Genomic DNA, 22,831 nt, shown 5'->3' on the forward strand with positions numbered 1-22,831 from the left:
TACAGGGGATCTAGTCGAGGGCTTTCCAGATCTCGGTCGCGTACTCCCTGATCGTCCGATCCGAACTGAACCAGCCCATACGCGCCGTATTCAGCACCGCCGAACGCCACCAGGCCTTGGAGTCATGCCAATGCGCCTCGACTCGCGCCTGGGCGTCCCAGTACGAATCGAAGTCGGCACACACCAGGAAGCGGTCGTAGTCGATCAACCCGTCGATCAGCCCCACATAACGGCCCGGATCATCCGGCGAGAACACCCCGCCACGGATCGCTTGCAGCACGTCGTTCAACCGGTGAGATGCCGCGATATCAGGACCTGCGTTGAACTCACCCGCGTGTTTACGGGCTTCGACCTGCTGCGCACTAAGGCCGAAGATAAACATGTGCTCGGCGCCCACACGCTCATGCATTTCCACGTTGGCACCGTCCATGGTGCCGATGGTCAGCGCGCCGTTGAGGCCGAATTTCATGTTGCTGGTGCCCGACGCTTCGAAGCCGGCAGTGGAGATCTGCTCCGACAAGTCCGCCGCCGGGATGATGCTTTCCGCCAGGCTGACATTGTAGTTGGGCAGGAACACCACCTTGAGCAAGCCGCGTACGGTCGGGTCGTTGTTGACCGTGCGGGCGATGTCGTTGGTCAGCTTGATAATCAGCTTGGCTTGGTGATAACTGGCCGCCGCCTTGCCGGAGAAGATCTTCACGCGCGGCACCCAGTCGGTGCCCGGCTCGGCGCGGATCGCCTGGTACAACGCCACGGTGTGCAGCAAGTTGAGCAGTTGACGCTTGTATTCGTGGATCCGCTTGACCTGCACGTCGAACATCGCCGCCGGATTGACCGCAATGCCCAGGCGCTCATGAATGATGTCTGCCAGCGCCCGCTTGCTGTGCAGTCGCTGCTCGGCAAAGGCCTTGCGGAACGTCTGTTTTTCGGCAAATGGTTCCAGCTCTACCAGCCGCTCTTCGGGCTTGTCGAGAATGTCCGGGCCGAGCGCTTCCACCAGCATGGACGTGAGCTTGGGGTTGGCCTGGTACAACCAGCGACGGAAGGTAATGCCGTTGGTTTTGTTATTGATGCGCTCCGGGTACAGCTTGTGCAGCTCCGAGAACACTGTGCTGCGCATCAACTGGGTGTGCAGACCGGACACGCCATTGACGCTGTGGGAACCCAGGAACGCCAGGTTGCCCATGCGCACGCGGCGGCCGTTGTCTTCTTCGATCAGCGACACGGCGCGTAGCACGTCAAAGTCATGGATACCCTTGGCGCGCAACGAATCGATGTGCTGGGCATTGATCAGGTAGATGATCTGCATGTGCCGAGGCAGCATGCGTTCCATCAAGCCTACAGGCCAGGTTTCCAATGCCTCAGGCAACAAGGTGTGGTTGGTGTAGGAAAGGGTTTCGACAGTGACATCCCACGCGGCTTCCCATGGAATGTCGTGCAGGTCCACCAACTGACGCATCAACTCGGCCACGGCTATGGACGGGTGGGTGTCGTTGAGCTGGATCGCCGCGTGTTCGCCCAGGCTCAGCACCGAGCCGTGCATGTTCTTGTGGCGGCGCAGCAGGTCTTGCAGGGAGGCGGCGACGAAGAAGTATTCCTGGCGCAGGCGCAATTCCTGCCCCGCTTCGGTGCTGTCGGCCGGGTAAAGCACTCGGGAGATGCTTTCGGCACGGGCCACTTCGGCGACGGCGCCCAGGTGGTCACCGGCGTTGAAACGCTCCAAATGCAGGTCTTCTACCGCCCGGGCACGCCACAGGCGCAGGGTGTTGACGCTGGCACCGCGCCAGCCGACGACCGGCGTGTCATAGGCAATGGCGCGCACGGTTTCGTTCGGCGTCCACCGCTGAATCATCTTGCCGGTGCCGTCATCCAGGGTTTCGACGCTGCCCCCAAAGCCGATCGGGTACACCACTTCAGGGCGCTCGAATTCCCAGGGGTTGCCGAAATCCAGCCAGTGTTCGGTCTGCTCCTGCTGCCAACCATCGACAATCGCCTGGCGGAACAGGCCGTGTTCATAACGAATGCCATAACCGTGGCCGGCCACGCCCAGGGTCGACATGCTTTCCATGAAGCACGCCGCCAGGCGGCCCAGGCCACCGTTACCCAGTGCGGCATCGGGCTCCAACAAGCGAATGCGCTCAAGGTCGACGCCCAGCTCCGAGAGGGCTTCGCGGGCGATTTCCAGCACGCCGAGGTTGCTCAGGCTGTCGTAGAGCAAGCGGCCGATGAGGAATTCGAGGGAAAGGTAGTAAACCCGCTTCTGGCCTTTGCGGTAGATGCGCCGCGTGTGGTCCATCCAGTGGTCGACCATCTGGTCGCGTGCGGCCAGGGCAATGGCTTCGAACCAGTCGTGGTCGAAGGCGTGATCCGGGTCCTTGCCCACCGCGTAGGTGAGTTTGGTCAAGACGGCATCGCGAAATGCGGCTACCTCTGCTTCTCGTGCAAGTGGTTCCTGAGACATCAATTGCGACCTCGGGCGAGATAGAAGGAGTTGCTAGAGCCTAGACGGTCTGACAGACGGTAGACGCTCTGGTTCGGCACTTTTTTAACGCATTTACCTTTGCAGGGTTTTGATGCATTGGCCGTGCCTGCTTTTGGCAAACGCGCACCTTCTGGCCGAAACCCACAAAATATTGTTCAAAAAATCACCAATCCCGGTATGATCGCGCGCCCGGATACAGCCCCACCTTTTGGAACCCTGATGAAGCCTCAATTGATCGCCGCCGCGGAACTCGACCGTCTCGAAACGTGGCAGAAATATTCCGCGCACATGTGCGGTGGTTGCGTGTCCAGCTGCTGCACGCTGCCGGTCGAAGTGAAGGTCAAGGACCTGATCCGCATCGGCTTGGTCGATGAGTTCGAACTCGGCGACCCGGCGAAGAACATCGCCAAGCGGTTGCAGAAGGAAGGCATCGTCGAGCGCTTCAATTCCAAATCCGAGATTTTTACCCTGCAGCGCATGAGCAACAACGATTGCCTGTTCCTGGATCGTAAGACGCGCTTCTGCACTATTTATGACAAACGCCCAGATACGTGCCGCAACCACCCGAAAATCGGGCCGCGCCCAGGGTATTGCGCGTACAAACCGAAGGAAGTGGTGCGCGAGACCAAGTTCAAGACCCTCGATAAATTCTGATCGCAGAACATTGTAGGAGCGAGCTTGCTCGCGAAAACCGCCATCGATAGCGCAGCGCTTCAGGTAGCTAGCGGTGTCTGGACGTTCTTCGCGAGCAAGCTCGCTCCTACAAATAAGCCCCTATGGCATACATTTCAGGCACAAAAAAACGCCCCCGGCCTTTCGACCGGGGGCGTTTTTCATTCAGCCTGAGTTAACTCAGTTCTTGGCTTTCTTGGCAGCGCGGGTACGCTCGCCTTCGTCCAGGATCTTCTTACGCAGGCGGATCGACTTAGGCGTGACTTCGCACAGCTCGTCGTCCTGGATGAATTCCAGGGCCTGTTCCAGGGTGAAGCGAACAGGTGGAACCAGAGCGATGGTTTCGTCTTTGCCCGAAGCACGCATGTTGTCGAGCTTCTTGCCTTTGGTTGGGTTGACGCCCATGTCGTTGTCACGGCTGTTCAGACCAACGATCTGACCGTTGTAGATCTCTTGACCGTGTTCAACGAACAGCTTGCCACGCGCCTGGAGGGTTTCCAGGGAGTAGGTCAGCGCCTTGCCGGTTTCTACCGATACCAGAACACCGTTCTGACGGCCGGACATGTCGCCGGACTTCATGGTGTCGTAGCGATCGAAGATCGAGGTCAGGATGCCAGCACCGTTGGTCAGGGTCAGGAACTGGTTACGGAAACCGATGAGACCACGCGCAGGGATGTTGTATTCCAGACGCACACGGCCTTTGCCATCCGGCACCATGTTGGTCAGGTCGCCTTTACGCAGACCCATCTCTTCCATCACCTTGCCCTGGGATTCTTCCGGGGTGTCGATGGTGACGTTTTCGAACGGTTCCTGCTTCACGCCGTCAACCTGACGGATGATCACTTCTGGACGACCAACGCCCATTTCGAAGCCTTCGCGACGCATGGTTTCGATCAGTACCGAGAGGTGCAACTCACCACGGCCGGATACCTTGAACTTGTCAGCCGAGTCGCCTTCTTCAACGCGCAGAGCAACGTTGTACAGCAGCTCTTTGTCCAGACGTTCCTTGATGTTACGGGAAGTCACGAACTTGCCTTCTTTACCGCAGAAAGGCGAGTCGTTTACCTGGAAGGTCATGGAAACGGTTGGCTCGTCAACGGTCAGAGGCTTCATCGCCTCGACGGTGTCCGGGTGGCACAGGGTGTCGGAGATGAACAGCGAGTCCATACCGCTGATGCACACGATGTCGCCAGCAGCGGCTTCTTCAACGTCGATGCGGTGCAGACCGTGGTGACCCATCAGCTTCAGGATACGACCGTTGCGCTTCTTGCCGTCGGCGCCGATAGCGACAACCGGGGTGTTCGGCTTGACGCGACCACGAGCGATACGGCCAACGCCGATAACACCCAGGAAGCTGTTGTAGTCCAGTGCGGAGATCTGCATCTGGAACGCGCCGTCACGGTCAACAGCCGGGGCTGGAACGTTGTCGACGATCGACTGGTACAGCGGGGTCATGTCTTCAGCCATGTCGGTGTGATCCAGACCGGCAATACCGTTCAGGGCCGAAGCGTAGACGACTTTGAAGTCCAGCTGTTCTTCGGTGGCACCCAGGTTGTCGAACAGGTCGAAGATCTGGTCCAGAACCCAGTCCGGACGCGCGCCTGGACGGTCAACCTTGTTGATGCACACGATCGGACGCAGGCCGGCTTCGAAAGCCTTTTTGGTCACGAAACGGGTTTGCGGCATAGGGCCGTCTTGGGCATCAACCAGCAGCAGAACGGAGTCAACCATCGACATTACGCGTTCTACTTCGCCGCCGAAGTCGGCGTGGCCCGGGGTATCCACGATGTTGATGTGGTAGCCGTTCCAGTTGATAGCGGTGTTTTTAGCCAGGATGGTAATACCGCGCTCTTTTTCCTGGTCGTTGGAGTCCATCACGCGCTCGTCGTTGAGCTCGTTGCGCTCCAGGGTGCCGGATTGACGCAGGAGTTTGTCTACCAGGGTGGTTTTACCATGGTCAACGTGAGCAATGATGGCGATGTTACGTAGATTTTCGATCACTTGTGTATCTCGATCAGAGGATTCGGTGTGCTGACAGGTCGTGGCAGCGATTAACAGTAGAGTCAGGCCTTGCCGTTACAGCTTGACGGCAGAGTCGGGGGGCCGGTGACGCAGGCCACAGGCAAACAGCCCCGGGCTCTTAGCTCGGTCGATAAACGCGCACATTGGCATGCCCCTCACTGAGCAAATGGTGGGCATGCAGGCGACTCATCACGCCTTTGTCGCAATACAGCAGGTACTGACGGCTGTTATCCAGTTCCTTGAAACGCGCGTTCAATGCATAAAACGGCAGCGTTTGTACGTCGATGCCAGGAATTTCCAGCGGCTCATCTTCAGCGGCATCCGGGTGACGGATGTCGACGACGATCTGGCCGGCCAGGGCTTCGCTGACTTCTTCGATCTTCACATCCTGGCCCAGTTCGTCGATTACGCGATCGATCGGGACCAGTTTGGCGTTCTCGAGCGCACGCTCCAGAATCGCCATGTCGAATTCTTTCTCTTCATGCTCCACGCGGTGGCGCTTGGCGTGGGTCTTGGGGTTCACCGAAATGACCCCGCAGTACTCGGGCATGTGCTTGGCAAAGTCGGCGGTGCCGATTTCTTCTGCCAGGTCGATGATGTCCTGCTTGTGGCTGGCGATCAGCGGGCGCAATACCAGCTTCTCGGTGACGCAATCGATGATCGACAGGTTCGGCAGCGTCTGGCTCGACACCTGGGAAATCGCTTCACCGGTCACCAACGCGTCGATCTGCAAGCGGTCGGCAATCTGCGACGCGGCGCGCAACATCATACGCTTCAATACCACGCCCATATGACCGTTATCGACTTTGCCGAGAATTTCGCCCAGCACTTCCTCAAACGGTACGCTCACAAATAGCACGCGCTGGGAGCTGCCGTACTTCTTCCAGATAAAGTGCGCGACTTCCATCACGCCCAATTCGTGTGCACGCCCGCCCAGGTTAAAGAAGCAGAAGTGGCTCATCAGGCCACGGCGCATGATCTGGTAAGCGGCAACCGTCGAATCGAAACCGCCGGACATCAGGACCAGGGTCTGTTCCAGGGCGCCCAGCGGGTAGCCGCCGATGCTGTTGTGCTGGCTGTGGATCACAAACAACCGTTGGTCGCGAATTTCCATGCGCACTTCAATTTGCGGCGCTTTCAGGGAAATTCCGGCGGCGCCGCACTCGCGACGCAGCTTGCTGCCGACGTATTTCTCGACATCCATGGAGCTGAAAGTGTGCTTGCCGGCACGCTTGCAACGCACCGAAAAGATCTTGCCTTCCAGCTCACTGCCGTAGTGCTGTTTGCACTTCTCGGTGATGTCGTCGAAGTCGCCCAGCGGGTACTCATCCACCTGCAGGAAATGCGCGATGCCCGGCATGCAGCTCAGGCGCTCGGTCATGTCCTTCAAGGCTTTGGGCTCGGTGACACGGGTTTCCAGCTCGAGGTTGTCCCACACGCCGTTCACCACCACAGCCGGGTCCAGATCGCGGAGCACGGCACGGATGTTCTTGGCCAACTGACGGATGAAACGCGTCCGTACCGGTCGGCTCTTGATGGTGATCTCGGGGAAGACTTTAACGATTAATTTCATGGAAACAGCGCGCGCCGGGCCTGCTGAAAAAGGGGGGCGCGGATTATAGCGGAAATCGCTCAACGTTTAACCAGTTAATATGCATCGTAAGCGCAACGCACTAAAGAGGTGCATTTATGTGCCTTTGCGCTACATTGCGGTGCGCTATTTTTGGGCTTTTGTCGCAATGCACCTTTATAGGGGCGTTTTTGGAGCAGAAAACCCATGTTGGCGCACTGGCATGCAATTTGCTCTCTTGTGAGGCAGGTTGCCATGGCGGACTATCCGCGCCGGCATCACCCACATTCTAAGGGCTAACTCCACTACCCCAGCCCGAAGCCACCCGGAGGACACTATGTCGAAGTCGGTTCAACTCATCAAAGATCATGACGTTAAATGGATTGATCTGCGCTTCACGGACACCAAAGGCACTCAGCACCACGTGACCATGCCGGCTCGCGACGCGCTGGATGAAGCTTTCTTCGAAGAAGGCAAAATGTTCGACGGTTCCTCCATCGCTGGCTGGAAAGGCATCGAAGCCTCCGACATGATCCTGATGCCGGACGACAGCACTGCCGTACTCGACCCGTTCACCGAAGAGCCGACCCTGATCCTGGTCTGCGACGTGATCGAGCCTTCGACCATGCAAGGCTACGACCGCGACCCACGTGCGATCGCCAAGCGTGCCGAGGAATACCTGAAGTCCACCGGTATCGGTGACACCGTATTCGTAGGCCCAGAGCCAGAATTCTTCATCTTCGACCAAGTGAAGTTCAAGTCCGACATCTCCGGTTCCATGTTCAAGATCTACTCCGAACAAGGCTCTTGGATGTCCGACCAGGACGTGGAAGGCGGCAACCATGGCCACCGTCCAGGTATCAAAGGTGGCTACTTCCCAGTTCCGCCGTTCGACCACGACCACGAAATCCGTACCTCCATGTGCAACGCCATGGAAGACATGGGCCTGGTCATCGAAGTGCACCACCACGAAGTGGCCACTGCCGGTCAGAACGAAATCGGTGTGAAGTTCAACACCCTGGTTGCCAAGGCTGACGAAGTACAGACCCTGAAGTACTGCGTACACAACACTGCCGTCGCTTACGGCCGTACCGCTACCTTCATGCCTAAGCCACTGTACGGCGATAACGGTTCGGGTATGCACGTTCACCTGTCCATCGCCAAAGATGGCAAGAACACCTTCGCTGGCGAAGGTTATGCCGGCCTGTCCGACACTGCCCTGTACTTCATCGGCGGTATCATCAAGCACGGTAAGGCCCTGAACGGCTTCACCAACCCGTCGACCAACTCCTACAAGCGTCTGGTCCCAGGTTTCGAAGCACCGGTAATGCTGGCCTACTCGGCGCGCAACCGTTCCGCTTCGATCCGTATTCCTTACGTGTCCAGCCCTCGCGCTCGCCGTATCGAAGCCCGCTTCCCGGATCCAGCAGCCAACCCGTACCTGGCCTTCGCTGCCCTGGTAATGGCCGGCCTGGACGGTATCCAGAACAAGATCCACCCAGGCGACGCCGCCGACAAAAACTTGTACGACCTGCCGCCTGAAGAGGCCAAAGAGATCCCACAAGTGTGCGGCAGCCTGAAAGAAGCCCTGGAAGAGCTGGACAAGGGCCGTGCGTTCCTGACCAAGGGCGGCGTGTTCAGCGACGACTTCATCGACGCTTACATCGGCCTGAAAAGCGAAGAAGAAATCAAGGTTCGTACTTTCGTACACCCACTGGAATACGAGCTGTACTACAGCTGCTGATCCGGTAGCGCTATTTAACGTAGCGTGATGAAAAAGACCTCCTTCGGGAGGTCTTTTTTTTGCCTGACATAAAAGCCTGACAGCCTCACTATTGAGGCCTCGCCCAACCACTCGACCAGGACACCGACCTTGAAACTTCGAATCGCCTTTGCCCTGCTATTGATCAGCGCCAACGCCTCTGCGGCGCCCGCCACGCTCGCCCCGCTGCTCAACAGCATCGCCGAACGCCTGGAGATCGCCGACCAGGTAGCGCTAAGCAAATGGGACAGCCACAAGCCGGTAGAGGACAAAAAGCGCGAACAGGAAGTGATCGCCAGCGTCGTCGCCCAGGCACCGAGCTACGCATTGGCGCCGGCCGCCGTCGAGCAGTTTTTCGCGGCGCAGATCGAGGCGAACAAACTGGTGCAGTACACCCATCTGTCCGACTGGCAGTTCCAAGGCAAGGCGCCCGACGATCCGCGCCCGGACCTGGTGAAACAGATCCGCCCGCAGTTGGACGAACTGCAAAAGCGCCTGCTGCAGCAATTGGCTGACTTCACCCCGCAGCGCACCGATCCACAATGCCCACAATGGCTGGCCGAAGCCGTGCATGAGCCGCTGAACGACCCATTGCGTCAACTGGCGATGATCCGTGCCACAGCCGAACTCTGCGTTCGACCTACCTGATTTGAGGATCCGTCCTGCATATTCACCTGGGCCGACCGCCATAGCCTGAGCGTTCACTCACTGAACAGGATGGAACCATGGACACCCTCAAGTGCTTGATTGCAGCAGCGCTCGGTTTGTCGTTGCTGGGCTGCGGCACGCAGGCAAAGGATGCGGCACAGATCGAGAAAGAGGTTTTACTTGAACGCAGCGAGTCGTGGGATGGCACACCCTACAAAGCCTACCCCTCCGGCCCGCCGCAGCTCACACTGATTCGCCTGAAGATCCCAGCGCGAACGCAATTGCCTTGGCACACCCACCCCATGCCCAACGCCGCCTATATCGTTTCGGGTGAGCTGACCGTCGAGGCCCGCAGCAGTGGGGCTACGCGCACCTTGAGGCAAGGCCAAACCCTGGCCGAGATGGTGGACACCGAACATCGCGGTGTCACCGGAGACACCCCGGTTGAGCTTCTGGTGTTTTACGCCGGCACACAGGGCATGCCGCTGTCAGAGCAACACTGACCCCACGGGCCGTTTTCATCCGCTTTGAAAACGGTCCGCTTACCACTTCCTGAACAACCTTCACAAATCCGCACTATATTGGTGCGATAGGCTGCACCCTTCCCACCTGCCCAGCCCATTTTGGTTCGAAACTTCCCGAGCAAGCTGGCAGAACGCCACAGTTTCGCGCCTAAAACCCCCATTTCAGGGCTTGCACGCTTCTTTTCGGAGCCTTGGTTTGGTTTTTGCATTTTCCTTGTATCAGCGTGTGCCTCAAGCCCGCGCCTTGCTCCAAAAGAGGTCCTGATGACCATCAGCGATGCACTGCACCGATTGCTACTCGACAACCTGACCACCGCGACCATCCTGCTCAATGACGACCTGCGTCTTGAGTACATGAACCCGGCGGCGGAGATGCTCCTGGCTATCAGCGGCCAGCGCAGCCATGGGCAGTTCATCAGCGAATTGTTCACCGAGTCGGCCGAAGCCTTGAGCTCATTGCGCCAGGCCGTGGAGCAAGCACACCCGTTTACCAAGCGCGAGGCGATGCTCACGGCCCTTACCGGCCAGACGCTGACCGTCGACTACGCCGTGACCCCGATCCTGAGCAACGGCGCCACCCTGCTGCTGCTGGAAGTGCACCCCCGTGACCGCTTGCTGCGTATCACCAAGGAAGAAGCGCAGTTGTCCAAGCAGGAGACCAGCAAGATGCTGGTGCGCGGCCTGGCCCATGAGATCAAGAACCCACTCGGCGGCATCCGTGGCGCTGCGCAACTGCTGGCCCGCGAGCTGCCGGACGAGAATCTCAAGGACTACACCAACGTCATCATCGAGGAGGCCGACCGCCTGCGTAACCTGGTGGACCGCATGCTCGGCTCCAACAAGCTGCCGTCGCTGGCGATGACCAACGTGCACGAAGTGCTGGAGCGTGTCTGCCAACTGGTCGAGGCGGAAAGCCAAGGCTGCATCACCTTGGTGCGCGACTACGACCCAAGCATTCCCGACGTATTGATCGACCGCGAACAGATGATCCAGGCGGTGCTCAATATCGTACGCAACGCCATGCAGGCCATCAGCAGCCAGAACGAGCTGCGCCTGGGCCGCATCAGCCTGCGCACCCGCGCCCTGCGCCAGTTCACCATCGGCCACGTGCGCCATCGCCTGGTGACCAAGGTCGAGATCATCGACAACGGTCCGGGCATTCCTGCGGAACTCCAGGAAACCATTTTCTTTCCCATGGTCAGTGGCCGCCCGGACGGTACCGGGCTGGGCCTGGCCATTACCCAGAACATCATCAGCCAGCATCAGGGCCTGATCGAATGTGAGAGCCATCCTGGCCACACCACCTTCTCGATCTTTCTGCCACTGGAACAAGGAGCCCCATCGACATGAGCCGTAGTGAAACTGTCTGGATCGTCGATGACGACCGTTCTATCCGCTGGGTCCTCGAGAAAGCCTTGCAACAGGAAGGCATGACTACCCAGAGCTTCGACAGCGCCGACGGCGTGATGAGCCGCCTGGCGCGCCAGCAGCCCGACGTGATCATCTCCGACATCCGCATGCCCGGCGCCAGTGGCCTGGACCTGCTGGCGCGCATCCGCGAGCAGCACCCGCGCCTGCCGGTGATCATCATGACCGCGCACTCGGATCTGGACAGCGCTGTCGCGTCCTATCAGGGCGGCGCCTTTGAATACCTGCCCAAGCCGTTCGACGTGGACGAGGCGGTGGCGCTGGTCAAGCGCGCCAACCAGCACGCCCAGGAACAGCAGAACCAGGAAGCCCCGCCGGCCCTGACCCGTACCCCGGAAATCATCGGCGAAGCGCCGGCGATGCAGGAAGTGTTTCGCGCCATCGGGCGCTTGAGCCATTCCAACATCACCGTGCTGATCAACGGCGAATCGGGCACCGGTAAAGAGCTGGTCGCCCATGCACTGCACCGCCACAGCCCACGGGCGGCCTCGCCGTTCATTGCGCTGAACATGGCGGCGATTCCCAAGGATTTGATGGAGTCCGAGCTGTTCGGCCATGAAAAAGGCGCGTTCACTGGCGCAGCCAACCTGCGCCGCGGCCGCTTTGAGCAGGCGGACGGCGGCACGCTGTTCCTCGATGAAATCGGCGACATGCCAGCCGACACTCAGACACGCCTGCTGCGCGTTCTGGCCGACGGTGAGTTCTATCGGGTCGGCGGGCACACGCCGGTCAAGGTCGACGTGCGCATCATCGCGGCGACCCACCAGAATCTGGAAACTCTGGTCCACGCGGGCAAATTCCGTGAGGACTTGTTCCATCGCCTCAACGTGATCCGCATTCACATTCCACGAATGTCGGACCGTCGCGAAGACATTCCGACCCTGGCCCGCCATTTCCTCAGCCGCGCTGCCCAGGAGCTGGCGGTCGAGCCGAAACTGCTGAAAAGCGAGACCGAGGAATACCTGAAGAACCTGCCGTGGCCGGGCAACGTGCGTCAACTGGAGAACACCTGCCGCTGGATCACGGTGATGGCGTCCGGGCGCGAAGTGCACATCAGCGACCTGCCGCCGGAGCTGTTGAGCCTGCCCCACGACTCCGCCCCTGTGACCAACTGGGAGCAGGCTTTGCGCCAATGGGCCGACCAGGCACTGGCACGCGGTCAGTCGAACCTGCTGGACAGCGCCGTGCCGGCGTTCGAGCGGATCATGATCGAAACCGCCCTCAAGCACACCGCCGGTCGCCGTCGCGATGCCGCCGTGTTGCTGGGCTGGGGCCGCAATACCCTGACTCGCAAGATCAAGGAGCTGGGGATGAAGGTCGACGGTGGGGATGATGACGAGGGCGACGAGGGCTAAAGGTGCACCGCTTCAATGCACCATGAACCGGCATTGGGCATGGATCCGATCTCAAAATTAGCAGTCCGGATCGACAAAAGCTGAACGCCAAAAACACCAAAGCCCCGTATTCCGGGGCTTTGCGCTTTCTGGAGAAATTTTTTGGCACACTTTGCCGACTCTGGCACGCGCCCTGCAGTAACCCCTGTACTACCCAGTTTCGGGGACCTTGGTACAGGCAGGCCGAGAATCCCCTCTTTACACCCGGGGTGCTTGATGCGAACCGCGTCGCGCTCCACACCGCTTTGGGGAACCTCGGTACAGGCAGGCCGGGGATTCCCTCTTTAACACCGAAGCCTTGAAAGCTTCACCCCGTTTTGGGAGCCCTGGTACAGGCAGGCCGGGAACTCCCTCTTTTATTGCTCTTGGAGATGGATCTCCAGCCGCCAGCGGCCGTCAGCCTCCTCTCCTTTCCATTCCCCGCGCAACGGCCGAGCCGCCACCAGGTTTAACAACAGGCCGCCGTCGGTCTTACGCACGCGCCAGTTCACATCCTTGTCATTGACCTTGAGTTGCCCACTGGCAGCCTTGCCTTGCGCGTCGAACAGCAGCGCCACGGTGCCGTCGATATGCTCGCCGTGCAGCTTGGGTTCGCTGTTGAACCACACCACCACGCCGTCCGCCGCAGTCTCGACCTGTTGCAACTCGACCGGGTCCGGGGTGGTCAGTCGGCCGATCATCAGGCCCACCATCAAGCCAACAATTGCCAAAGAGCCCATGACCCGCGGCATAAGCTTCGGCCTTGGGTCCTCTTCGGGGGTAGAATGCAGCGCATCTTTGCCTTCGGAGCCGTGCATGTTTCACGTCATCCTTTTTCAACCAGAAATTCCGCCGAATACCGGCAACGTTATCAGGCTGTGCGCCAACAGTGGCTGCCACCTGCATTTGATCGAGCCTTTGGGCTTCGACATGGACGACAAGCGCCTGCGCCGTGCCGGGCTGGACTACCACGAGTACGCCACGCTCAAGCGCCACGCCGACCTGGCCAGTTGCCTGGAAAGCCTGGGCCACCCACGGTTGTTCGCGTTCACCACCAAGGGCTCGCAGCCGTTCCATGATGTCAGCTTTGCCGAAGGTGACGCCTTCCTGTTCGGCCCGGAAAGCCGGGGCCTGCCGGCGGAGGTGCTTGACGCGCTGCCCGACGGTCATCGCCTGCGTTTGCCGATGCGCGAGGGCTGCCGCAGCCTGAACCTGTCCAATACCGTGGCCGTTGCCGTCTACGAAGGCTGGCGACAGCTCGGCTTCAAGTAACACCGCCTTTTCACTGTAGGAGCGAGCTTGCTCGCGAAAAACTCCAGAACACCGCGCGCATCCAGAATGCCCGCGTCACCGTTGACGTTTTTCGCGAGCAAGCTCGCTCCTACAAAGATCGTGTCCAATAAAAAAGCGCCGGTTAGGGCGCTTTTTTACATCGACGGTTTACTGAACCGTCGACGAACCTTCCTGTTGCATGCGCTGCAGCTCTTGAGCGTACAGGGCATCAAAATTCACCGGAGCCAGCATCAGCGCTGGGAACGAGCCACGGGTGACCAGGCTGTCCAGGGTCTCGCGGGCATACGGGAACAGGATGTTCGGGCAGAACGCGCCCAGGGTGTGGCTCATGGACGCTTCGTCCAGGCCCTGGATCAGGAAGATACCGGCCTGTTGCACTTCAGCGATGAAGGCGACTTCTTCGCCATTCTTGACGGTCACGGACAGGGTCAGCACCACCTCGTGGAAGTCGCCTTCCAGGGCTTTTTGGCGGGTGTTCAGGTCCAACGCAACGCTTGGGGTCCATTCCTGGCGGAAGATGGCCGGGCTTTTCGGCGCTTCGAACGACAGGTCACGCACGTAGATGCGCTGCAGCGAGAACTGTGGCGCTTGGGCTTCTGCAGCTTCGGTGTTCTGTTGGTCAGTCATCGCAGATCCTTGTGATCTTGGGGTCTTTTAGGGTTTAGGAGTCAGACGAGCAGCAGCGCATCGAGTTTACCGGCGCGCTCAAGGGCGAACAGGTCGTCGCAACCACCGATGTGCTTGGCGCCGATCCAGATCTGTGGCACGGACGTGCGCCCCGCCTTCTGGGCCATTTCGGCGCGCACCTGGGGTTTGCCGTCGACCTTGATCTCTTCGAAGGCAACGCCCTTTTTCTCCAGCAGGGCCTTGGCCCGCATGCAGTAAGGGCACCAATCGCTGGAATACACGACAACCTGAGTCATATCACTTCACCAGCGGCAGGTTATCGGCGCGCCAGCTGCTGATGCCACCGGACAGCTTGGCAGCGGTGAAACCGGTCTTGAGCATTTCGCGGGCGTGGGTGCCGGCGTGCTGGCCTTGGGCGTCGACCAGGATGATGGTCTTGGCCTTGTGCTTTTCCAGCTCGGCCAGGCGCGCGATCAGCTTGTCTTGCGGAATGTTCAGGGCACCGACGATGTGGCCGGTGGCGAAATCCTTGGCCGGGCGGATGTCCACGACAACGGCCTCGTCCTTGTTGACCAGCGCGGTCAGCTCCGCCGTGCTCAGGCTGCGGCCACCGCGGCTCAATTCGTGAGCGATCAGCAGCGCCAGCAGGATGACGAAGGCACCCACAAGCAGGTAGTGGGCAGTGGCAAATGCAATCAGGTGATCAACCATCAAGGAGGTTCCAGGGCGTTAAAATGGCGGTAAGTATACACAGCCGTCAGGGGGGGCCAACCCCCGTAAAGCGGTGACGTGGTCGGAACTTCGCTTTAAACTGCCACTCCCTTTTCAATTGTCTTCCTTTATTACCGCCGCGAGAGGATCTATGACTACTACGCCTAAACCTTTGGTCCTGATAATTCTCGATGGCTTCGGACACAGTGAAAGCCACCACGACAACGCGGTATACGCGGCCAAGAAGCCGGTACTCGACCGCCTGACCGCCACCGTACCCAACGGCCTGATCTCAGGTTCCGGCATGGACGTAGGCCTGCCGGACGGCCAGATGGGCAACTCGGAAGTCGGCCACATGAACCTCGGCGCCGGACGAGTGGTATATCAAGACTTCACCCGTGTGACCAAAGCGATCCGCGATGGCGAGTTCTTCGAGAACCCCACCATCTGCGCCGCGGTAGATAAAGCAGTAGCCGCTGGCAAGGCCGTGCACTTCATGGGCTTGCTGTCCGATGGCGGCGTCCACAGCCACCAGGATCACTTGGTCGCCATGGCCGAACTGGCCTTCAAGCGTGGCGCCGACAAGATCTACCTGCACGCCTTCCTCGACGGCCGCGACACGCCGCCGAAAAGCGCGCAGTCGTCCATTGAACTGCTCGACGCCACCTTCGCAGCGCTGGGCAAAGGCCGCATCGCCAGCCTGGTGGGCCGTTACTTCGCCATGGACCGCGACAACCGCTGGGACCGCGTCTCCCAGGCCTACAACCTGATCGTTGACGGCCAGGCCGAGTTCCACGCCGCCACCGCCCAGGAAGGCCTGGAAGCCGCCTACAACCGTGGCGAGAGCGATGAATTCGTCAAAGCCACCACCATTGGTGAGCCGGTGAAAGTAGAAGACGGCGACGCCGTAGTGTTCATGAACTTCCGCGCCGACCGCGCCCGCGAGCTGAGCCGCGTGTTTGTCGAAGACGGTTTCAAGGAATTCGAACGCGCCCGCCAGCCGAAAGTGCAGTACGTGGGCCTGACCCAGTACGCCGCCAGCATCCCGGCTCCCGCCGCCTTTGCACCGGGCAGCCTGGACAACGTGTTGGGCGATTACTTGGCGAAAAACGGCAAGACCCAGCTGCGCATTGCCGAAACCGAAAAGTACGCCCACGTGACCTTCTTCTTCTCCGGCGGCCGCGAAGAGCCATTCCCAGGCGAAGAGCGCATCCTGATCCCATCGCCAAAGGTCGCCACCTACGACCTGCAGCCGGAAATGAGCGCACCGGAAGTCACCGACAAGATCGTCGACGCCATCGAACACCAGCGTTACGACGTGATCGTGGTCAACTACGCCAACGGCGACATGGTCGGCCACAGTGGCAACCTGGAAGCCGCGACCAAGGCCGTGGAATGCCTGGACCTATGCGTCGGCCGCATCGTCGACGCCCTGGAAAAGGTCGGCGGCGAAGCACTGATCACCGCCGACCACGGCAACTGCGAGCAGATGTCCGACGAATCCACCGGCCAGGCCCACACCGCCCACACCACCGAGCCAGTGCCGTTCATCTATGTCGGCAAGCGTGATTTCAAGGTGCGTGCTGGCGGCGTGCTGGCGGATGTGGCGCCGACCATGCTGATGCTGATGGGGTTGGAGAAGCCGGTGGAGATGACTGGCACCTCAATCCTGGTCTGAAATATTTCAGGGGTTGCTCAATGCGAGCAGCCCGTCAATAATAGACCTGAGCGCGAAACCAGTTGCCTCCAGCGGCGATAACTGGCGTAGGAACCCCGTCGATGGCTGGACATCAGCGTAGGGTGAGACCTCCACACCCCCGCTTGAGGGTGTGTATATGAATATCAAGCATGTCATTTAGGGCAGTTCTCTCGAACTGCCCTTTTCTTTGCCTGCTATAAAAGTTGGTAGCGCCTGTAGATCAGTTCGCCATGACGGTGTTTGTTCAAAGCCTTGGCATCGGTCTGCATGAAATTCCACAGCAGATTGCCTGCCTGGATATTCACAACCACCAGCATTTGCCGTTTGGTTTCATAAGCGCCAATGAAGGCCAAACGAGTTGAGCCATCACTGTAAGCGACACGCCAAATTTCCAGAGGCCCGGTCAGTGTATCCAGCGCGAACTTTACATATCGCTCTCTGGCATCTTGTCGCTTTTCAACTATGTGCCGCAGGGTTACACGCCGGATCAACACTTCTCCCAACGGAGAAACGATACGAATTTCTGAGGACGCTGAATCGGTAAATCCCAAGTTGGAAGCCACGACTTCAACAGCATCAGCAATGTCCTTGCCTGTCGTCACTTCCTCAAGCGAACAGGACCGAAGCGCCCGGTCGAGGCTACGCAAGTCAGGCAAGCCGTGATCAAGCCAGGTTTTCTGGTCTTTGAGTTCATGAATACGGGGCATTACCGATCGGGCCGACTACCTTGTGAGCGGGTTCGAGAGTCTATTCCCAGAACCAAAAACCCGTTCAACCGGAGCGTTTCAAGGCGTTTCTTCGATTTTGTTTAAACCCCTAAACCAACCGATTAAATCGCTCTAAACGGCTTTTTATGACGAACGCCTCAAAGCAGTTGGCTTTGAGGCGTTTTTTTTGCTGCGCTTGGCGGGCATACTAGGCCGTCCATTTCCCTGGTGTCGCCCGCCTCTATGCTTCGCGCCTTGATTACCCTTGCTCTTGTCTGCCTGCTCCAACCGGCGTTTGCCGATGAGCGCGCACAAACCCAACAACAGTTGGACGCTACGCGTCAGGACATTACCGAGCTGAAAAAGCTGCTCGGCAAGCTCCAGGAAGAGAAATCCGGGGTGCAGAAAGACCTGCGCGGCACGGAAACCGAGATGGGCAAACTGGAGAAGCAGGTCCAGGAGCTGCAAAAAGAACTAAAGAAGAGCGAGTCGGAACTGGAGCGACTCGACGCTGAGAAAAAAAAACTCCAGAGCGCACGCGTTGAACAGCAACGCCTAATCGCGATCCAGGCCCGTGCCGCTTACCAGAACGGCCGCCAGGAATACCTCAAGCTGCTGCTCAACCAGCAGAACCCCGAGAAATTCGCGCGCACCCTGACCTACTACGACTACCTGAGCAAGGCCCGCCTGGAGCAACTGAAAAGCTTCAATGAGACCCTGCGCCAGTTGGTCAATGTCGAGCAGGAGATCGGCAACCAACAATCACAGTTGCAAGACCAGAAAGTCGCCCTCGACACTCAGCGCAACGAATTGGACAAGGTCCGCAAGGAACGCCAACTGGCCCTGGCCAAACTCAATGACGACGTAAAGGCCCGTGACGCCAAGCTGCAGGCCCGCGAGCAGGACCAGGCCGACCTGGCCAAAGTGCTCAAGACCATCGAAGAAACCCTGGCCCGCCAGGCACGTGAGGCCGAAGAAGCGCGGCAGAAAGCGCTGATCGCCCAGCAGGAAGCCGAAAAAAAGCGCCAGCGTGAGGCCGAACTGGCTGCCACCTCGGACGCTCCGGCCCCGCGTAAACCGGCACATGCAGCGCCTGGCCCGCTGGTTTCCAGCTCCGGTGAGAACTTCGGCGGCCCTTTTGCTTCAGCCCGCGGCAAACTTCCATGGCCCGTTGATGGTCGATTACTGGCACGCTTTGGGGAAACCCGTGGCGATGACACCCGCGCGAAGTGGGATGGCGTGATGATCAGCGCCTCCGCCGGCAGCCAGGTGCACGCCGTCCACGGTGGGCGCGTGGTGTTCGCCGATTGGCTGCGGGGCGCCGGTTTGTTGGTGATTCTTGACCACGGTAATGGCTATTTGAGCCTTTACGGCCACAATCAGACTTTACTCAAGTCGGCAGGTGATGTTGTAAAAGCCGGTGAATCCATCTCCACTGTCGGTAACAGTGGTGGCCAGGACACCCCGGCGCTGTACTTCGCTATTCGTCAGCAGGGCCGCCCGAGCGATCCTGCACAATGGTGCCGTTCCCAAGGATAGGGCTGCATCTACATTAGGAGTTCGTTCGACATGCTGCATTTGTCCCGCCTCACCTCGCTGGCCCTGACGATCGCCCTGGTGATCGGCGCGCCTCTGGCATTTGCCGACCAGGCCGCTCCGGCTGCACCTGCTGCCTCGGCCGCGACTACCAAGGCGCCTTTGCCGCTGGACGAGCTGCGCACCTTTGCCGAGGTCATGGACCGGATCAAAGCCGCCTATGTCGAACCCGTAGATGACAAGACCCTGCTGGAAAATGCCATCAAAGGCATGCTCAGCAACCTCGACCCGCACTCCGCCTACCTGGGCCCGGAAGATTTCGCCGAGCTGCAGGAAAGCACCAGCGGTGAATTCGGCGGGCTGGGCATTGAAGTCGGTTCCGAAGACGGCAACGTCAAGGTTGTCTCGCCCATTGATGACACCCCGGCGTCCAAGGCCGGTATCCAGGCCGGCGACTTCATCGTCAAGATCAACGGCCAGCCGACCCGTGGCCAGACCATGACCGAAGCCGTCGACAAGATGCGCGGCAAGATCGGCCAGAAAATCACCCTGACCCTGGTGCGCGACGGCGGCAACCCGTTTGACGTGACGCTGACCCGCGCGACCATTGTGGTCAAGAGCGTGAAGAGCCAGCTGCTGGAGTCGGGCTACGGTTACATCCGCATCACCCAGTTCCAGGTCAAGACCGGTGACGAAGTGGCCAAGGCCCTGGCCAAGCTGCGCAAGGACAATGGCAAGAAACTCAACGGCATCGTGCTCGACCTGCGTAACAACCCAGGCGGCGTGCTGCAGTCGGCGGTGGAAGTGGTCGACCACTTCATCACCAAAGGCCTGATTGTCTACACCAAAGGCCGTATCGCCAACTCCGAGCTGCGCTTCTCGGCCACCGGCAACGACCTCAGCGAAAACGTGCCACTGGCCGTGCTGATCAACGGCGGCAGCGCCTCGGCGTCGGAAATCGTCGCTGGCGCCCTGCAAGACCAGAAACGCGGTGTATTGATGGGCACCACCAGCTTCGGCAAGGGCTCGGTACAAACCGTGCTGCCGCTGAACAACGAGCGCGCGCTGAAAATCACCACCGCGCTGTATTACACGCCGAATGGTCGTTCGATCCAGGCCCAGGGCATCGTGCCGGACATCGAGGTGCGCAAGGCCAAAATCACCAACGAGATCGACAGCGAGTACTACAAAGAGGCTGACCTGCAAGGTCACCTGGGCAACGGCAACGGCGGTGCCGACCAGCCAACCGGCAGCAGCAAGAAAGCCAAGCCGATGCCGCAGGACGACGACTACCAGTTGGCCCAGGCGCTGAGCCTGCTCAAGGGCCTGAGCATCACGCGCAGCCGTTGATATGCGTTTTGCCCTGATCATCGCTGTGCTGTGCAGCCTGGCTGGAGTCGCCCACGCGACCCCGGCCAGCGAGCCGCATAAAGCCTACCTGACCCTCATCATCGACGACCTTGGGCAGAACCTGCCCAGGGATCGGCGTGTGCTGGCCCTGCCAGGGCCTGTCACCACCGCAATCATGCCTGACACGCCTCACGCTGCCGAATTCGCCCGCGAGGCGCACAAAGCCGGCAAGATCGTGATCCTGCATATGCCCATGGACCCGGCCACCGGCCCGTTCGCCTGGCACCCAGAGCTTTCCATCGAAGAACTCGGCAAGCGCCTGGATGCCGCGTTCAAGGCGGTGCCCTACACTGCCGGCATCAACAACCACATGGGCAGCCGCATGACTGCACAACCGGCTGCAATGGCCTGGTTGATGGCCGAACTGCAACGGCGCAACAAGTTCTTTGTCGACAGCCGCACCAGCGCCCAGACGGTCGCCGCTGCCGAGGCGCAGAAGATCGGCCTGGCCCATGTTTCGCGGGATGTATTCCTCGATGACGAGCGCACCGAAACAGCGATCACCACGCAATTGCAGACCGCGATTAAGCTGGCGCACAAGCAGGGTTCAGTGGTGATGATCGGCCACCCGTATCCGCAAACCCTGGCGGTGCTGGAGCGCGAATTGCCCAAGCTCAAGGCTCAGGGCGTTGACTGGATTGATATCAAGTTGATGATCAGCGTGCGCAGTAACCAAGCGATGGCCGGGCATGGCAAGAATGGCATTTACCGCTGACGGTCCACTGTAGGCGCTGGCTTGCCAGCGCCTACAGTGAGGGTTGGCCGGTTACAGATATTTCGCCATGATTTCGTCGACGACGCCGTCTTTACGCAGTTGGTCCAGCGCAGCCTGCAGCTTGGCCACCAGTTCGTCCGGCACCTCCTTGTTCAGCGCGAGGTACAGCTGAGCACTGTTGAAACGCAACACCGTCCTGAGCCCCGTCACGCCAACCTGGCGCGCCAGGTAACGCCCGGCGGGGTCGCCAGTGGCCCACAGGTCGATCTGGCCATCCAGCAGCTTTTGCGCGTTATCCTGATCACGTAGCACCACCACCGGGTTGAGACCCTGCTTCTCCAGGGTCTCGGCGATGGCATCGCCCTTGTAGGCGCCGATCTTGTAGCGGCGGGCATGCTCGAGGTCATCCAGTTGGATCTTACTGTCAGCCTTGGCCAGCAGCACCCAATCGTCCGGGCCGATGGGGCCGACCCATTTGAACAGGGCTTCACGGTCCGGCAGGCGCGCCATCACGAACACGCCATAACCCGGTTTTTCCAGAGCGAGTTTGTAGATGCGCTCCCAAGGGAATCGCAGGGTGAGGTTGTAGGAAATGCCGGCGCGCTTGAAGGTTTCGCGCACGATGTCCACGGCGATGCCTTCGATGTTGTCTTCCTTGGCGAAGTTCTTGCCGTTTTTTGCCATGTTGTACGGAGGGAAGTTTTCCGTCAGCAACACCAGGGCGGTGTCAGACGGTTCTTCGGCGTGGGCCGAGCTTGCCAACAGGAAGGATGTACTGGCGAGGGCAAGCAGAAGATGTTTGAACATGAAGGGCTACCGGAATCCATGGCAAGCGCAAAGAGTGCCGCGCACTTGCCATGGTGTCCAGCAGCATTCAGCGAACGACGATACCGCGCGCCGCCATGTAGGCTTTTGCCTCGGGAACGGTGTATTCGCCAAAGTGGAAAATACTCGCCGCCAGCACTGCGCTGGCGTGGCCTTCGATGACGCCATCGGCCAAATGCTGCAGGTTGCCGACGCCGCCGGAGGCGATCACCGGGATCCCCAGCGCGTCACTGATGGCGCGGGTCACGCCCAGGTCGAAGCCGTTTTTCATGCCGTCCTGGTCCATGCTGGTCAGCAGGATTTCACCCGCACCCAGGCCTTCCATCTTCATCGCCCACTCCACCGCATCCAGGCCGGTAGGCTTGCGACCGCCGTGGGTGAAGATCTCCCAGCGCGGGGTTTCGCCCGGGCCAGAGACTTTCTTGGCGTCGATGGCGACCACAATGCATTGCGAACCGAAGTGTTGCGCGGCTTCACCGACGAACTCCGGATTGAAGACCGCCGCGGTGTTGATCGAGACCTTGTCCGCACCGGCATTGAGCAGGTTGCGAATGTCTTGCACGGTACGCACACCACCGCCCACGGTCAGCGGGATGAACACCTGGCTGGCCATGCGCTCCACGGTATGCAGCGTGGTGTCGCGGCCGTCGACGCTGGCGGTGATATCGAGAAAGGTAATCTCGTCGGCACCTTGCTCATCGTAGCGACGGGCGATTTCCACCGGGTCGCCGGCATCGCGGATGTTCTCGAACTTGACGCCCTTGACCACGCGACCGTTGTCGACGTCCAGGCAAGGGATGATGCGTTTGGCCAGCGCCATGGTCAGT

The 22,831-nt window shown here is 59.8% G+C and carries 21 protein-coding genes; 11 read left to right on the forward strand and 10 right to left on the reverse strand.

Going from position 1 to position 22,831, the window contains the following annotated elements; genetic code table 11:
* Positions 1–10 precede the first annotated feature (10 nt).
* On the reverse strand, positions 11–2,461 hold the full coding sequence (locus HX868_RS01785) for a glycogen/starch/alpha-glucan phosphorylase (protein WP_016979136.1): 2,451 nt from the start codon (positions 2,459–2,461) through the stop codon (positions 11–13).
* A gap of 240 nt (positions 2,462–2,701) precedes the next feature.
* Here HX868_RS01785 and HX868_RS01790 point away from each other — a divergent pair, with 240 nt between their 5' ends.
* The gene (locus HX868_RS01790; RefSeq protein ID WP_017734855.1) at positions 2,702–3,136 is read left to right on the forward strand and encodes a YkgJ family cysteine cluster protein; all 435 of its coding nucleotides are present in this window, start codon (positions 2,702–2,704) and stop codon (positions 3,134–3,136) included.
* Between the two features lie 198 nt (positions 3,137–3,334).
* Here the strand turns inward: HX868_RS01790 and typA are convergent, their stop codons facing one another.
* Together typA and thiI are read right to left on the reverse strand one after the other, a co-directional pair.
* Positions 3,335–5,155: a translational GTPase TypA gene (gene typA / locus HX868_RS01795; protein ID WP_010213863.1), complete on the reverse strand. Its 1,821-nt coding sequence runs from the start codon at positions 5,153–5,155 to the stop codon at positions 3,335–3,337.
* 139 nt (positions 5,156–5,294) lie between these two features.
* Positions 5,295–6,749: a tRNA uracil 4-sulfurtransferase ThiI gene (gene thiI / locus HX868_RS01800; protein ID WP_016979134.1), complete on the reverse strand. Its 1,455-nt coding sequence runs from the start codon at positions 6,747–6,749 to the stop codon at positions 5,295–5,297.
* A 334-nt stretch (positions 6,750–7,083) separates the two neighbouring features.
* Here thiI and glnA point away from each other — a divergent pair, with 334 nt between their 5' ends.
* The 5 genes from glnA to ntrC all read left to right on the forward strand — a co-directional run bounded on the left by glnA (position 7,084) and on the right by ntrC (position 12,463).
* Positions 7,084–8,490: a type I glutamate--ammonia ligase gene (gene glnA, locus HX868_RS01805; protein WP_016979133.1), complete on the forward strand. Its 1,407-nt coding sequence runs from the start codon at positions 7,084–7,086 to the stop codon at positions 8,488–8,490.
* 129 nt (positions 8,491–8,619) lie between these two features.
* Complete coding sequence (locus HX868_RS01810; protein ID WP_177001714.1) at positions 8,620–9,156, forward strand: chorismate mutase; 537 nt, start codon at positions 8,620–8,622, stop codon at positions 9,154–9,156.
* A gap of 77 nt (positions 9,157–9,233) precedes the next feature.
* A complete protein-coding gene (locus HX868_RS01815) occupies positions 9,234–9,659 on the forward strand; it encodes a cupin domain-containing protein (RefSeq protein WP_177001715.1) in 426 nt (141 codons plus the stop codon).
* A 285-nt stretch (positions 9,660–9,944) separates the two neighbouring features.
* Complete coding sequence (gene glnL / locus HX868_RS01820; RefSeq protein WP_016979130.1) at positions 9,945–11,030, forward strand: nitrogen regulation protein NR(II); 1,086 nt, start codon at positions 9,945–9,947, stop codon at positions 11,028–11,030.
* Entirely contained in the window at positions 11,027–12,463 is a 1,437-nt protein-coding gene (gene ntrC, locus HX868_RS01825) for a nitrogen regulation protein NR(I) (protein WP_177001716.1), read from the forward strand. Before glnL ends, ntrC begins: the two co-directional genes overlap by 4 nt.
* A gap of 395 nt (positions 12,464–12,858) precedes the next feature.
* Here ntrC and HX868_RS01830 read toward each other — a convergent pair whose 3' ends face one another.
* Complete coding sequence (locus HX868_RS01830) at positions 12,859–13,299, reverse strand: hypothetical protein (protein ID WP_123475254.1); 441 nt, start codon at positions 13,297–13,299, stop codon at positions 12,859–12,861.
* Here HX868_RS01830 and HX868_RS01835 point away from each other — a divergent pair.
* A complete protein-coding gene (locus HX868_RS01835) occupies positions 13,298–13,753 on the forward strand; it encodes a tRNA (cytidine(34)-2'-O)-methyltransferase (RefSeq protein WP_010213874.1) in 456 nt (151 codons plus the stop codon). The genes HX868_RS01830 and HX868_RS01835 overlap by 2 nt on opposite strands.
* A 168-nt stretch (positions 13,754–13,921) precedes the next feature.
* On the opposite strand, the gene secB is transcribed toward HX868_RS01835, so the two are convergent.
* Genes secB through HX868_RS01850 form a run of 3 tightly spaced genes read right to left on the reverse strand, consistent with a single transcriptional unit; the run spans position 13,922 to position 15,112 of the window.
* Complete coding sequence (secB, locus tag HX868_RS01840) at positions 13,922–14,401, reverse strand: protein-export chaperone SecB (protein WP_010213875.1); 480 nt, start codon at positions 14,399–14,401, stop codon at positions 13,922–13,924.
* Positions 14,402–14,442: 41 nt separating this feature from the next.
* Complete coding sequence (grxC, locus tag HX868_RS01845) at positions 14,443–14,697, reverse strand: glutaredoxin 3 (protein ID WP_016979125.1); 255 nt, start codon at positions 14,695–14,697, stop codon at positions 14,443–14,445.
* A gap of 1 nt (position 14,698) precedes the next feature.
* Complete coding sequence (locus tag HX868_RS01850; protein ID WP_010213877.1) at positions 14,699–15,112, reverse strand: rhodanese-like domain-containing protein; 414 nt, start codon at positions 15,110–15,112, stop codon at positions 14,699–14,701.
* A 151-nt stretch (positions 15,113–15,263) separates the two neighbouring features.
* On the opposite strand from HX868_RS01850, the gene gpmI reads away from it, so the two are divergent.
* Positions 15,264–16,790, forward strand: a complete 1,527-nt coding sequence (gene gpmI / locus HX868_RS01855) for a 2,3-bisphosphoglycerate-independent phosphoglycerate mutase (protein WP_177001717.1) — start codon at positions 15,264–15,266, stop codon at positions 16,788–16,790.
* Between the two features lie 215 nt (positions 16,791–17,005).
* Here gpmI and HX868_RS01860 read toward each other — a convergent pair whose 3' ends face one another.
* The gene (locus HX868_RS01860; RefSeq protein ID WP_177001718.1) at positions 17,006–17,518 is read right to left on the reverse strand and encodes a PBECR2 nuclease fold domain-containing protein; all 513 of its coding nucleotides are present in this window, start codon (positions 17,516–17,518) and stop codon (positions 17,006–17,008) included.
* A 243-nt stretch (positions 17,519–17,761) separates the two neighbouring features.
* Between HX868_RS01860 and HX868_RS01865 the strand changes: the two genes are divergently transcribed.
* From HX868_RS01865 to HX868_RS01875, 3 genes are read left to right on the forward strand one after another with little or no spacing between them, the layout of a single operon-like run.
* The gene (locus tag HX868_RS01865; RefSeq protein ID WP_177001719.1) at positions 17,762–19,057 is read left to right on the forward strand and encodes a murein hydrolase activator EnvC family protein; all 1,296 of its coding nucleotides are present in this window, start codon (positions 17,762–17,764) and stop codon (positions 19,055–19,057) included.
* 30 nt (positions 19,058–19,087) lie between these two features.
* Positions 19,088–20,404 (forward strand): S41 family peptidase, encoded by a 1,317-nt coding sequence (locus tag HX868_RS01870; RefSeq protein WP_038841666.1) that lies wholly within the window; start codon positions 19,088–19,090, stop codon positions 20,402–20,404.
* Between the two features lies 1 nt (position 20,405).
* Positions 20,406–21,179, forward strand: coding sequence for a divergent polysaccharide deacetylase family protein (locus HX868_RS01875; RefSeq protein ID WP_095014341.1), 774 nt, complete (start codon positions 20,406–20,408; stop codon positions 21,177–21,179).
* Between the two features lie 51 nt (positions 21,180–21,230).
* Here HX868_RS01875 and HX868_RS01880 read toward each other — a convergent pair whose 3' ends face one another.
* Positions 21,231–21,986: a substrate-binding periplasmic protein gene (locus HX868_RS01880; RefSeq protein ID WP_095014340.1), complete on the reverse strand. Its 756-nt coding sequence runs from the start codon at positions 21,984–21,986 to the stop codon at positions 21,231–21,233.
* 67 nt (positions 21,987–22,053) lie between these two features.
* Positions 22,054–22,824 carry an imidazole glycerol phosphate synthase subunit HisF gene (gene hisF, locus HX868_RS01885; RefSeq protein ID WP_003171107.1) on the reverse strand — a complete coding sequence of 257 codons (771 nt, stop codon included), beginning with the start codon at positions 22,822–22,824 and terminating at the stop codon, positions 22,054–22,056.
* Positions 22,825–22,831 lie beyond the last annotated feature (7 nt).

It is taken from the genome of Pseudomonas reactans (assembly GCF_013385825.1).
Taxonomy (GTDB): domain Bacteria; phylum Pseudomonadota; class Gammaproteobacteria; order Pseudomonadales; family Pseudomonadaceae; genus Aquipseudomonas; species Aquipseudomonas reactans.